Below are 12,946 nucleotides of genomic sequence, written 5' to 3'. Positions count from 1 at the left end.
CAATAAAGGCCGGGGCCTGCCCCTCACACTGGACACCTCGAAACCACTGGAGCCCGGCATGACAGCCGCCCTCGCCTGGGACGCCGACCTCATCGCCCGCTACGATCGCGCCGGCCCCCGCTACACCTCCTACCCCACCGCCGTGCAATTCCACGACGGCATCGGTCCCTTCGACCTGCTCGGCGCCCTGCGCCTGAGTCGCCAGGCCGGACGGCCGCTGTCGCTCTACCTGCACGTGCCCTTCTGCGCCAACATCTGCTACTACTGCGCCTGCAACAAGGTCATCACCAAGGACCGCAGCCGCAGCGCCGCCTACCTCGACGCCCTGCGCCAGGAGATGATCCTCACCAGCCGGCACCTGGATGGGGGGCAGCGGGTGGAACAACTGCACCTCGGCGGCGGCACCCCGACCTTTCTCAATCCCGTGCAGCTGCGCGCGCTGATGGCCGATCTGCGCCGTCACTTCACCCTGGCCGACGACGACCGCGGCGACTACTCCATCGAGATCGATCCGCGCGAGGCCGACTGGAGCACCATGGGCCTGTTGCGCGAGCTGGGCTTCAACCGCGTCAGCTTCGGCGTCCAGGACCTGGACCTGCAGGTGCAGCTGGCGATCAATCGCCTGCAGCCCTTCGACGACACCCGCACCCTGGTGGAGGCCGCTCGCGCCCTCGACTATCGCTCCATCAACCTGGACCTCATCTACGGCCTGCCGCGGCAGACCCCGGCCAGCTTCGCCCACACCGTGGAGCGGGTGCTGGAATTGCAGCCGCATCGGCTGTCGGTGTTCAACTACGCCCATCTGCCGCAACGCTTTCCGCCGCAGCGGCGCATCGAAACCAGCGAACTGCCGGACCCGGCGGCCAAGCTGGAGATGCTGCAGCGCACCGTGGAACAGCTGCTGGCCGCCGGCTATCGCTACATCGGCGTGGATCACTTCGCCCTGCCCGACGACGACCTGGCCATCGCCCAGGAGGACGGCACCCTGCAGCGCAACTTCCAGGGCTACACCACCCATGGTCACTGCGACCTGCTGGGCCTGGGCGTCTCCGCCATCAGCCAGGTGGGCGATGTCCTCTGCCAGAATACGCCCGACCTCGCCCGCTACCAGGAACGCCTGGGCCAGGGCGACCTGGCGGTGGTCCGCGGCGTGCGACGCTCGCGGGACGACCGCATCCGCGGCGCGGTGATCGGCCAGCTGATCTGTCATTTCCAGCTGGATTTCGCCGCCATCGAGCGCAGCTGCGAACTGGATTTCCGCCAGTACTTCGCCGATGCCTGGCCGCACCTTGAGGCCATGGCCGCCGACGGCCTGCTCCGTCTCGATGCGCGCGGCCTGCAGGTGCTGGCGCCGGGCCGCCTGCTGATCCGTGCCCTGTGCATGCTGTTCGACCGCTATCTGGCCGGCCAGGACAATCAGCGCTTTTCCCGGGTGATATGACCCATGCCTGCCACGACTGCTAAAGTTAGACTTTTGGAACCAGACGAGAAGCGATCTTCCCCCATGACCGAGCCCCTCAAGCTGCGCAACGCCCAGGCCCATTGCAAGGATTGCAGCCTCGCCTCGCTGTGCCTGCCGCTGTCGCTCGATCTGAAAGACCTGGACGCCCTCGACCAGATCGTCAAGCGCGGCCGGCCGCTGGCCAAGGGTGACCACCTGTTCCGCCAGGGCGATACCTTCGGCTCGGTCTATGCGGTGCGCTCCGGCGCCCTGCGCACCAGCAGCCTGAGCGATGCCGGCGAGGAGCAGATCACCGGCTTCCACCTGCCCAGCGAACTGGTCGGCCTGTCGGGCATGGACACCGAGCGCTATCCGGTCTCGGCCCGGGCGCTGGAGACCACCACCGTCTGCGAGATCCCCTTCGAGCGCCTGGACGAACTCTCCGAACAGCTGCCGCAACTGCGCCGCCAGTTGCTGCGGGTGATGAGCCGGGAGATCCGCGATGACCAGCAGATGATGGTGCTGCTGTCGAAGAAGAGTGCCGACGAGCGCATCGCCACCTTCCTGGTCAATCTCTCCGCGCGCTTCCATGCCCGCGGCTTTTCCGCCCAGCAATTCCGCCTGAGCATGTCGCGCAACGAGATCGGCAACTTCCTCGGCCTGGCGGTGGAAACCGTGTCGCGGGTGTTCACCCGCTTCCAGCAGAGCGGTGTGCTGGCGGCCGAAGGCAAGGAAGTACGCATCCTCGACTCCGCCCGCCTCTGCGCCCTCGCGGGCGGTCAGCTGGAAGGCTGAGCCGTTTGCGCCTGCCGCTCGGCCAGCGACAGGCGCCCGGCCCCTCTAGAAGCTGTAGCTGACCGTCGCGGTCACGTTGCGCTCCTCGCCGAAATAGCAGAAGTCCAGGCTGTAGCAGGACGCCACATAGTCCTTGCCCATCAGGTTGTTGGCGTTGACCCGCGCCGTGAGCCCCGGCATCCCCAGCCGGGTGAAGTCATAGGCGAGCATGGCATCCACCAGGGTGTAGGCCGGCACCTTGAGGGTGTTGGCCTTGTCCGCCCAGCTGGTACCCACATAGCGCGCCCCGGCGCCGAGGCTGAAGCCCGCCAGCGGTCCGGCCAGCTGATACTCACCCCACAGCGACGCCTGGTGCCGAGGCGCCTGGTTCGGCGTATTGCCCTGGGTGCCGTCCAGCGCCTGGGTGTACTCGATGTCGGTGAAGGTGTAGCTGCCCAGCAGCTTGAGGCGCTCGGCCAGTTGCAGATGGCCCTCCAGCTCCAGGCCACGGGAGCGGATCTCGCCCACCGAGGAATAGAAGTCCTCCTGGGGCAACTTGGTCGCCACGTTTTCCTGGGTAATATGGAACAGCGAGGCGGTATAGAAGCTGGCGCTGCCCGGCGGCTGGTATTTCAGACCCAGCTCCCACTGCTTGCCCTCGGTGGGCTCCAGGGGATTGCCCGCGGCGTCGTTGTAGGCGTTGGGATTGAACGACGTGGAATAGCTCAGGTAGGGCGCCAGGCCGTTGTCGAACAGATAGAGCGCTCCGGCACGGCCGCTGGCCTGGCCACGGCGCGCACTGCTGCGGGTGCCCGCCTGGCGATCCTCGATACCGATCTCCACCCAGTCCTGGCGCAGGCCCAGGGAAAAGCGCCAGCGATCCAGCTCGATCAGATCCTGCAGGTAGACCCCAGTTTGCTGCAGTTCGCGGCGGTACTCGCTGCCGGGGGAGATAGTCACCTGGCCACCGTAGTTCGGCGCGAAGGCATCCAGCGGATCCGCCGTGCCGCTGGGCCAATCCACATGGGTCCAGCGACGCTGGTAATCCAGTCCGGCGAGCAGGGTGTGGCGGCTGCCGGCCCAGTCGAAGTCCGCCTGCACCAGGTTGTCCAGGGTATAGGCGTGCAGGTTCTCGCGACCGCCGGAGTAATAGCGATTGAGCAGGTTGCTGTCGCCGACATAGCCGTAGCCATAGACCTGCTCCAGCTCGACCCGCGACTTGGCGTAGCGGAAATTCTGCCGCGCGCTCCAGACGTCATTGAACCTGTGCTCGAACTGATAGCCGACCATCTGCTGGGTGCGTTCGAATTTATCGTGGTCGGGTTCGCCGTCGAAAAAGTGGTTGCTGATGTAGCGCCCATTGCGGCGATAGAGGCTGCCTTCGGCCGGCACCCCGCTGTGGTAGCCACCGTCCGGGTCCTTTTGCAGATAGGCCTGCAGGGTCAGGGTGGTATCGTCGCTCAGGTCGATGGCCAGGCTGGGCGCCAGGGCGTAACGCTCTTCTTCCACGTGATCGAACTGGGTGTCGCTGTGCTGCGCCAGCCCCACCAGGCGATAGGCGATGCGCCCCTCCTCGTCCAGCGGTCCGCCGAAATCGAAGCCGGCGCCATGCTGGCCGAGATTGCCCAGGGTGGCCTGGACCTGGCGATAGGGCTGGTACAGCGGCTTCTTGCTGGTCAGGGCCACCAGACCGCCCGGCAGGCTGCGGCCATAGAGCACCGACGCCGGGCCCTTCACTACGTCGATGCGCTCGAGGAAATAGGGATCGACCTGCAGCGAGCTGAAGGTGCCGCTGTCGCCCATGGTCTTGAGGCCGTCGAGAAAGACATTGTCGACGCTGTTGTCGGCGAAGCCGCGCATCACCACGTAGTCGTAGCGATTGGAGGCGCCGATCTGGCCGGTGAAGATCCCCGGGGTGTACCTCATGGCCTGCTGCACGGTCTTGGCGCCCTGGTCATCGATCTGCTCGCGGGTCACCACGGAGACCGACTGGGAGGTTTCCAGCAGGCCCTTGCTGGTCTTGGTGGCCACGTCGCTATGGGTCGCCAGGTAGCCATCGGTCTCGCCCAGGGCATTGCCCAGGGCGAAGCCGGTCACCGTGGTCTCGTTGAGGGCGGTCACCTCGCTCGCAGCCGCTGACTCCAGGCGGTAGCTGCCATCGGCCTGCCGCACCGCCTGCAGGCCACTGCCCTGGAGGATCTGCCGGAAGCCGTCGGCTGGTGTGTAGCGGCCCTGCAGCCCCGGACTGCGCCGACCTTCCAGCCCCTGGGCGGGCGCCGACAGCAGTACGCCGCTCTGGGCGGCGAAGGTGCTCACCACCGTGGCCAGACTGCCCGCCTCGATGCGGTATTCCTGCGCCAGAGGCGCCGCCTGGACCACCCCCTGGGACATGGCCAGGCCAGTGATGCCCAGCGGCATGGCCAGGGCGAAGACGCGCAGGGCGCGGCGCAGCGGATGCAGGGTGAAACGGGTATCGCGATGCATGGAAAGCCTCGAAACGGAGATCGTTTCCCCCAAGCCCCGCGAGCGTGAAAAAGGGGAACCACCCGCGATACTTTTTTTCAGGCGGGCACGATCTGCACCCACCAGGGCAGGCGCCGTTCGACCCTTACCGGCAGGCTGTCGGCCAGGGCCGCCAGCGCGCGGTCGGTATCCGCGAGGGGATAGCTGCCGACTACCCGCAATTGGGCGACCGTGGCGGTACAGGTCAGCAGGCCCGGTCGATAGCGACCCAGCTCCGCCACCAGGGCCGCCAGCGACCAGTCGTCGACCACCAGCCGCCCCTGGCGCCAGAGTTGCCGCCCCGCATCGACCGGGCCTAGCGGCTGTATGGCAACAGGCGTCATCAACGCTCGCGTCCCTTGCGCCAGGCCCTCGGGCCGGGCCTGGCGTGGCAGCAGCTGCAGAGCCCCGCGGTAGGCTGCCACCTCCAACCCTTCGTCACGCGCGTGGACCGCGCAGCAGCCCGCCTCGAAGCGCACCCGGCCTGGCGTCGCCTCCAGCACCATGGGCGCCGTCCCCCCTCGGCTTTCGAACAACGCCTCGCCGCGCAGCAAGCGCCAGTGGTGCGCCGTGGCGCCACGCGCGAGTTGGCTGTCGGTGTTGAGCCAGACGCGCACCCCGGCGGCCAGGTCGAAGGCACGGATCTCGCCGACCGCCGTGCTCAGGTCGGCGCCCTGCCCCAGCCGCCAGTCGTCCGGCCGCGTCCAGCCCAGCGCCAGGCCACCCAGGGCCAATCCCAGCACCTTGAGCGCCCGGCGCCGTCCCAGGGACTCGCGCCGCGCCAGGGCCATTCGCCCGGACGCAGGCAGACCGGTGAAGCGCGCACTGATCTCCTCCACCCGCGCCCAGGCCACGGCGTTGCGGCTATCCGCCTGCAACCAGCGTTCCCAGGCCCGCTCGGTGACGGGGTCCACTTCGTCGGCAGCCAGTTCGGCGAACCAGTCCGCCGCTTCCTCCAGAGGTCCGCCACGACCGGGCGTCAGCGCACTCAAGACACCAGTTCCAGGCAGTGCAGCATGGCCTGGGCCATGTACTTCTTGATCATCCGCTCCGACACGCCCAGTCGCTCGGCGATGACGCCATAGGTGAGCCCCTCCAGTTGCGCCAGCAGAAAGGCCTGGCGCACCCGGCCGGGCAGGCGGTCGAGCAACGCATCGAGTTCGGTGAGGGTTTCCAGGATCAGTGCCTGGGCTTCCGGCGACGGCTGCACGGCCTGCGGTTGCGCGGCAAGCGCGTCGAGATAGGCGCGCTCCAGGGCCTGGCGCCGCCAGTGGTTGGCCAGCAGTCCCTGAGCGACGGTCGCCAGGAAGGCACGGGGTTCACGCAGGCGTTCCAGCTCCGCCTCCCGGGCCAGCAGCCGCACGAAGGTGTCCTGGGCCAGATCGGCCGCCTGCCCCAGGCAGCCCAGGCGCCGCTGCAGCCGCTCGCGCAGCCAGCCATGGTGGTCCAGGTAGAGGGTCCGGATATGTCCGTGCCGGTCGGACTCGAGCGTCTGCATCACCATCCTCGGAAGCAGCTGACTTCCGATAATGATAATGCTTCTCGATCACAAGATACAGGCCTGTCGCCGTCTCGCAGCGACGGGATAACGCAGCGCTAGAGCGAGATCGGCTTGCGCCCGGCGAAGGCGTGGGTCAGGGTGCCGCCGTCGACCAAGTCAAGTTCGCCCCCCAGGGGCACGCCATGGGCGATACGGGAGATGGTCAGGCCCTTGGGCGCGAGCAGCTGGGCGATGTAGTAGGCGGTCGCCTCGCCTTCCACCGTGGGGTTGGTGGCAATGATCATTTCCTGGAAACCGCCCTCGCTGACACGCCGTTCGAGCTCGGGTACGCCGATGGCGTCCGGACCCAGGCCGTCGATGGGCGACAGGTGCCCCTTGAGCACGAAGTAACGCCCGCGATACCCGGTCTGCTCCACGGCGAAGACATCCATGGGGCCTTCCACCACGCAGAGCAGGCTGTCGTCACGCCGGCTGTCGGCGCAGAAGCCGCAGATCTCGTCTTCGCTCAGGGTGCGGCAGCGCTGGCAATACCCGACCCCTTCCATGGCAGCGCTGAGGGCACTGGCCAGGCGCTGGCCACCCTGGCGTTCGCGTTCGAGCAGTTGCAGGGCCATGCGCTGGGCGGACTTCTGGCCGACACCGGGCAGGACCCGGAGCGCATCGATCAATTGGCGAATCAGGGGACTGAAGCTCATGGACTACCGTACTGGAAGGCGGGAAGAACGGGTGCCCGACGGACACCCGCAGCTGGAGCGTCTTGGGTTCTGTATCAAAAGTGCCTGCGCATCGGTGATGCTTCGTTGAAAAAGGCTTCGGAATGCTCATTTACCACTCGTAAATTCCGCTTCCTCAGCCTTTTTCGCCTCGCTTGACCTTCGCTCGGCGACTTTTTATACACAACCTAGAAAGGCATCTTGAAGCCGGGCGGCAGCTGCATCCCGGAGGTCATGCCGGACATCTTGTCCTGGCTGTTCTGCTCGATCTTGCGCACGGCGTCGTTCACCGCGGCGGCGATCAGGTCCTCGAGGATTTCCTTGTCTTCCTGCATCAGGCTGTCGTCCAGGCTGACGCGCTTGACGTCGTGTCGGCCGGTCATGACGACGCTGACCAGGCCGGCGCCGGATTGCCCGGTCACTTCGGCGTTCGCCAGCTCTTCCTGCATCTTCTGCATCTTTTCCTGCATCTGCTGGGCCTGCTTCATCAGGCCGGCCATGCCACCTTTCATCATGTCTGCTACCTCGAACTATGAATGGAAAACCGGTCAGGCTTGGGTGTCGACCGGCTCGATGGTACCCGCGCGCACCGTGGCGGCGAACTGTTGCATCATCTGGCGGATGAGCGGGTCGTCCTGGATCGACAACTCCGCCTGCCGCTGCCGCTCCGCCCGGCGCCGCGCGGCAGCCTGGGCGGGCGTCTCCTGCTCGGGGGTCTGGATGGTGACCTCGAGCGTAATGGGGCGACCCTGCTGCTGGTTCAGCGCATCGTTGAGCCGGCGTTGCTGGTTGGCATTGAACAGGGCGCTCTGCGCCGGATCCAGGTGCAGGTGCCAGCGATCGCCGTCCATGGCCACCAGAGTGCAGTTGGCGGCGATGCTGGCGGTCAGTCCGCCCAGCTTGAGATCGGGGAACAACGCCTGCCAATCGGCTGCCAGGCCCGTGGCCGGTTGCACCGCCGGCGCCGGCGCCGCGGCCACCGCTTCGGCAGTCGGCTCGCCGAGGCTGTCGAGATAGTCGTCCAGCCCCACCTCGTAGTAATCCTCGGCGGGTGGCGGCTCTTCGTCACCATCCAGATCGTCACCGGCGGTGTCCGCCGGCAGTTCGGCGATCACCGTGGCGTCTGGCGTCGTCTCGACCCGTGGCGTGGGCGCGGCGCTGGGCGCGGCCTGAGCGGCGGGCGCGGCGACCTGTGTCACCGGTGCGGGGGCTGGCACCGCTGCCGCCTTGACCTCCGCTTGCCCAGACTCCTCCCAGGGAAGATCGACCGGCACTTCTATAGGGGTGGTATTACCTGCAGGTGACGGCTCGGGAGCAGGCGCAGGGGCTGCCTGAGGCCTGGGGACAGGCGTCGAAGCCACCGGAAACGCCGCGGCCACCGGACGGGGGTTGGAGTCAGCCGTGGCCGGGCTGGCTCCCGTCGTCTTTAGTGCCGGTCGCTCGGCAATCGCCGCACCGACAGGCCGGAAGGCCAGCATCCGCAGCAGGACCATCTCGAAGCCGTGGCGCGGGTCGGGCGCCAGCGGCAGATCGCGCCGGCCAACCAGACCCAGCTGGTAGTAGTACTGGACATCTTCCGCCGGCAGCGTCTGCGCCAGGCTCAGTACCCGCTCGCGATCGCCCTGGCCGTTGTCCACCGCATCGGGCAGCACCTGGGCGATGGCCACGCGGTGCAGCACATTGAGCAGCTCGGCCAGCACCCCGCCCCAGTCGGGGCCCTGCTCGGCCAGATGGCGAACCGCGTCCAGCACGGCACGACCATCGCCTTCCAGCAAGGCCTGGAGCACGTCGTAGACCTGGCCATGATCGAGGGTCCCGAGCATGGCGCGCACATCGGCGGCCAGCACCTTGCCCTCGCCAAAGGCGATCGCCTGGTCGGTCAGGCTCATGGCGTCGCGCATGGAGCCATCGGCCGCACGACCCAGCAGCCAGAGGGCATCGTCCTCGAAGGGAATGCCTTCCGCGGCGAGCACCTGCTGCAGGTGCGCAACGACCCGCTCCGGCGGCATGTTCTTCAGCGAGAACTGCAGGCAGCGCGAGAGAATGGTGACCGGCAGCTTCTGCGGATCGGTGGTGGCGAGCAGGAACTTGACGTGGGGCGGTGGCTCTTCCAGCGTCTTGAGCAGGGCGTTGAAGCTGTGGGTGGACAGCATGTGCACCTCGTCGATGAGGTACACCTTGTAGCGACCGCGGGACGGTGCGTACTGCACGTTCTCCAGCAGCTCGCGGGTGTCTTCCACCTTGGTGCGGCTGGCGGCGTCCACCTCGATGAGGTCGACGAAGCGGCCTTCATCGATCTCGCGGCACACCGAGCAGCTGCCACAGGGCGTCGAGCTGACGCCGGTCTCGCAATTCAGGCACTTGGCCAGGATCCGCGCGATGGTGGTCTTGCCCACCCCGCGGGTGCCGGTGAACAGATAGGCATGGTGCAGCCGCTCGTTATCCAGCGCATTGATCAGCGCCTTGAGCACATGGGTCTGGCCGACCATTTCGCGGAACGACCGCGGGCGCCATTTGCGCGCAAGAACCTGGTAACTCATCGAGACCTGATCAGGAGAAGACGTGGGGGGAGCACATGCTAACGAAGAGGGGCCGCGAATGCATCCCGCGGCGTGGTATCGGGACGCCGCCACGCGGACCGCGGCTACTTCACCAGATGGAGGCAGCCAGGCGGATTTTCAAGCGATCAGGAGGGCGAACGGCGGGCAAAAGACCGTTTCAGGCACGTCGGCAGTGGTCTTCGCCGTCGGCCAGGACAACGCTGGAGACATAGGCTGCCAAGGCATCCAGCTGGCCGCGCAGGCGGCTCACGGTGGCGTTCATCTTGAAGGGATTGATCGCCTCCTCGTTGGTCAGGTCGATCCTGATCAGCAGCAGGGGCTCGGTGGGATGGTGGATCTGAGCGACCAGCGTCGCCTCGGTGTCGCGGCGACAGTCGACACGATAGGGATGGAGACCATTGCTCAGGGCGCGTCCTGCGCTTTCGAGTCCGTTCTTCACGATGAATCCTTGGACGTTCGTCCAGTAATGATGGTGCGGCGCGCATGATGGCATAGAGCCATGAACCAGAACAGTGCATTTCGTCACGAAAGCCGTGTGGCATGCTTCGCGGAGCGCTGAGCGGCGAGACAAAAAAGAAGGGGAAAAGCAGGAAGAGGAAAGGCGGGGGGCAGAAATGGAGGTGGCCCCGCCAGCCACACCCCGGCACACGACATCACCGCTGCGGCTGCTCCCTTCCAGGCCTGACCGGGTATTGTGCAAGCACACTGGTTGATCGCTGAACCGCTCTAGTCAGCAGGTTCTGGGGAATTTGGGGTTGTACCTCCTTTCGATGCTCAACACATGATTCTTGAGGTGGCGGCTTTGTCACACATCGGTGTCACACAGGCCTGTCACACATGTACGTTATTCGCAGAGGCTCAACCTATTACCTGAACGTCCGTATCGGCAATAAGCACTTACGGATCAGTCTAGGGATACATGACCGACGAACGGCAATCTTCAAGGCCACGGCGATAGCTCAAAGGGTCGATGAGCATCGGTTCAAGCACCCACAAGCCACCTATAGCGAGCTCCAGGCACTATGCAGGACTTTGGTGCGGACGGAGAGACTCGAACTCCCGCCCTCCTCGCCTCCACTTGCTCAAGCGATTGATCCACTACCAGTCAGAGCAAAGGGACCACTGCTGAGTAGGCTCGCTAAGGAGTACGTAGCTGAAGGAAAGCAAGGAGCCTGGAGGCAAGGACAGATAGCTGACGTTGAACGCACCATCCATGACTTCTTTGCCTTGATGGGTGATATGGATGTGGAAGCCTTCGATCAGCAACAGGCTAGGACCCTGAAGGAGAGGTTATCCCGCTGCCCTCGGTACTACGGGCTCAGACCTGAGTTCAAAGGCAAGACGCTGCTGGAGATTGTGGAGTCTGGAAACCAGTACGAGACCATCACACCTGTAACCATCAACAACCGGCTACGAAAGCTCACCTCATGGATGAACTGGTGCGTCTCGAATGGATACCTTGAGACAAACCCTCTAAGCGGAATGAAGGTGATGGAAGCGTCAGCCAAGGACGCACGCCTACCCTTTGATCAACGAGACATCACCAACCTCCTCAACCATGGCTCTCTAACGAAGGAAGCTAGAAAGAATCCTTGGAGGTATTGGCTACCTTTGCTAGCGCGAGCTACAGGAGCACGCTTGGAGGAGCTGAGCCAGCTTTACCTTGACGACATCGTGGAAGAGCAAGGCATCACTTGCATCAAGATTGATGATGCTAGGCCAGACCAGAAGCTTAAGAATCCATCCAGCCGACGAATCATCCCGCTGCATCCTGACCTGTTGGAGATGGGCCTACGTGACCACCTAGAAGACTTGAAGCAGGCAGGACAGGAAAGATTGTGGCCTGAGCTGAAGGCTGTCCGAGGTAAGTACGGGTATGCCGTATCGAAGTGGTTTGGCGTCTACAGACACAAGCAAGGGATCACCGATCCTCGAAAGACCTTTCATAGCTTCAGGCACTCATTCATCGACGACATGAGGGAGGCTGGGATTGCCGATAGCCTGCTGAAGGACATGGTAGGTCATGGGGATACAGCAGTGACCTTTGCGGTGTACGGGAAGAGACGTTTCATCGAGCAGATGCTTGCAGCCGTAAGCCAGATAAAACTGACGATAAACCCCTCATAAACGTTACAGTATAACACTTAAACACATGGGCTACTGTGACCCTACCCAGCAGGAATGCCCTTTGTAGCACGTCTGTGGCCCGTTTATCGTTCCCCTCCCCCTGTTTGCTAAGCACTGGCAGCTCGATTTCTGCACGCGCTTCACATCCTTACGACCGCCTGAAGCTGCCTGTTATCAAGCTTTACAAAGTCATTACAGTTCCCTGACGACTATGTATTCAAACGACTGTCTGAAGGCTTGGTCCCAGCAAAATCGTGAGGAGATTGCTATGAAACGTACTACCCCTCTCTGCGAGGTCAGCACCAACAAAGACCTGCTAGAGCAGCAGCTAGCTACGCGGAAAGCCAGCCTGGAACGTGCCAAGGTGGACTTGCACCAGCGCTTCTCCGCTTATGCCAAAGAGAAGGAGTGTGTCACCGCTCTTGAACATGCTTTGGCAAAGGCACACCGGTTCCTCTAGGGATCATCAATCGACCGTTAAACGATACCGCTCATCCGATAGGCCAACTGGTATCAACAAATAGGCTAAACGATTATTTGATACGCTGATAAAATGATCCCACCTTAATTGATACCGAGGGATCGAGATGAGCCGTACGTTCCTATATGCCCGCGTCTCCACTGCCGACCAAACCACTGACAATCAGTTGCTCGAAGTAAAGCAGGCAGGTTTTGCTGTTGATGCTCGAAGGGTTGTCACTGAGACGGTGTCCGGCTCTATCCAGGCTAGTGAGCGTAAAGGCTTCCAGAAGCTTCTAGAGCGCATGGAGCACGGAGACACGCTGATCGTTACCAAGCTCGACCGTCTGGGCCGTAACGCCATGGACGTACGCAGTACCATTGAGAAGCTGTCAGACGAAGGTATCAGGGTTCACTGCCTTGCCTTGGGCGGAGTAGACCTCACCAGCGCTGCAGGAAAGATGACCATGCAGGTGCTATGTGCTGTAGCCGAGTTCGAACGTGACTTGCTCATCGAGCGTACCCATGCTGGCCTGGAACGTGCAAAGGCAGAGGGCAAGAAGCTGGGAAGGCCTGAAGCTGTGGACACTACTGAGAAGGTACAGAAGGCCAAGGTACGCGGATTGACTCAGAGCCAAGCAGCCAAAGAACTAGGCGTTGGCATCGCTACCATCAAGCGCCACTGGAACAAAGCCTGAACCTTCCACCGTTATCGCAATCATAGTAGGTATGAGTGCTCCAACCCTCATAGACCTTAGCCCCACCTTAGAGTGGGGTTTCTTTTGTCTGCTACTCAGCTACACCCTGCCCCCGAACGTCTCACCAAGAGGCCCGTAGGTGGCATAGCGTCGATATTTTAAACTCTTAA

12 protein-coding genes are annotated in these 12,946 nt (G+C 63.8%); 5 read left to right on the top strand and 7 right to left on the bottom strand.

Going from position 1 to position 12,946, the window contains the following annotated elements; translation table 11 throughout:
• The first annotated feature begins 58 nt into the window (after positions 1–58).
• Both hemN and fnr read left to right on the top strand, forming a co-directional pair.
• Positions 59–1,441, top strand: a complete 1,383-nt coding sequence (gene hemN, locus PVZ77_RS22490) for an oxygen-independent coproporphyrinogen III oxidase (protein ID WP_273806984.1) — start codon at positions 59–61, stop codon at positions 1,439–1,441.
• Between the two features lie 63 nt (positions 1,442–1,504).
• On the top strand, positions 1,505–2,236 hold the full coding sequence (gene fnr / locus PVZ77_RS22485) for a fumarate/nitrate reduction transcriptional regulator Fnr (protein ID WP_007162251.1): 732 nt from the start codon (positions 1,505–1,507) through the stop codon (positions 2,234–2,236).
• Positions 2,237–2,281: 45 nt separating this feature from the next.
• Here fnr and PVZ77_RS22480 read toward each other — a convergent pair whose 3' ends face one another.
• The 7 genes from PVZ77_RS22480 to PVZ77_RS22450 all read right to left on the bottom strand — a co-directional run bounded on the left by PVZ77_RS22480 (position 2,282) and on the right by PVZ77_RS22450 (position 9,931).
• Positions 2,282–4,699, bottom strand: coding sequence for a TonB-dependent siderophore receptor (locus PVZ77_RS22480; protein WP_443218066.1), 2,418 nt, complete (start codon positions 4,697–4,699; stop codon positions 2,282–2,284).
• 77 nt (positions 4,700–4,776) lie between these two features.
• Complete coding sequence (locus PVZ77_RS22475) at positions 4,777–5,709, bottom strand: DUF4880 domain-containing protein (protein WP_273806982.1); 933 nt, start codon at positions 5,707–5,709, stop codon at positions 4,777–4,779.
• A complete protein-coding gene (locus PVZ77_RS22470; RefSeq protein WP_133859284.1) occupies positions 5,706–6,215 on the bottom strand; it encodes a sigma-70 family RNA polymerase sigma factor in 510 nt (169 codons plus the stop codon). The genes PVZ77_RS22475 and PVZ77_RS22470 overlap by 4 nt, the downstream gene beginning before the upstream one ends.
• A gap of 98 nt (positions 6,216–6,313) precedes the next feature.
• A complete protein-coding gene (recR, locus tag PVZ77_RS22465) occupies positions 6,314–6,913 on the bottom strand; it encodes a recombination mediator RecR (RefSeq protein WP_273806981.1) in 600 nt (199 codons plus the stop codon).
• 206 nt (positions 6,914–7,119) lie between these two features.
• Positions 7,120–7,446, bottom strand: coding sequence for a YbaB/EbfC family nucleoid-associated protein (locus PVZ77_RS22460; RefSeq protein WP_007162246.1), 327 nt, complete (start codon positions 7,444–7,446; stop codon positions 7,120–7,122).
• A gap of 33 nt (positions 7,447–7,479) precedes the next feature.
• The gene (dnaX, locus tag PVZ77_RS22455) at positions 7,480–9,471 is read right to left on the bottom strand and encodes a DNA polymerase III subunit gamma/tau (protein ID WP_273806979.1); all 1,992 of its coding nucleotides are present in this window, start codon (positions 9,469–9,471) and stop codon (positions 7,480–7,482) included.
• 178 nt (positions 9,472–9,649) lie between these two features.
• Complete coding sequence (locus PVZ77_RS22450) at positions 9,650–9,931, bottom strand: hypothetical protein (RefSeq protein ID WP_273806978.1); 282 nt, start codon at positions 9,929–9,931, stop codon at positions 9,650–9,652.
• Between the two features lie 398 nt (positions 9,932–10,329).
• On the opposite strand from PVZ77_RS22450, the gene PVZ77_RS22445 reads away from it, so the two are divergent.
• The 3 genes from PVZ77_RS22445 (at position 10,330) to PVZ77_RS22435 (ending at position 12,776) form a co-directional block, all read left to right on the top strand.
• Positions 10,330–11,619, top strand: a complete 1,290-nt coding sequence (locus tag PVZ77_RS22445) for a site-specific integrase (protein WP_273806977.1) — start codon at positions 10,330–10,332, stop codon at positions 11,617–11,619.
• A gap of 268 nt (positions 11,620–11,887) precedes the next feature.
• Entirely contained in the window at positions 11,888–12,079 is a 192-nt protein-coding gene (locus PVZ77_RS22440) for a hypothetical protein (protein ID WP_068383901.1), read from the top strand.
• A 127-nt stretch (positions 12,080–12,206) separates the two neighbouring features.
• Positions 12,207–12,776 (top strand): recombinase family protein, encoded by a 570-nt coding sequence (locus tag PVZ77_RS22435; protein ID WP_273806976.1) that lies wholly within the window; start codon positions 12,207–12,209, stop codon positions 12,774–12,776.
• The last annotated feature ends 170 nt before the right edge of the window (positions 12,777–12,946 follow it).

Origin of the sequence: Pseudomonas sp. SHLD1 (genome assembly GCF_028640935.1) — a bacterium.
In the GTDB taxonomy this organism is placed as follows: domain Bacteria; phylum Pseudomonadota; class Gammaproteobacteria; order Pseudomonadales; family Pseudomonadaceae; genus Chryseomonas; species Chryseomonas aestiva.
Note: the sequence above shows the minus strand (reverse complement) of the source record. Positions and strands in the feature narration are given on the sequence as shown.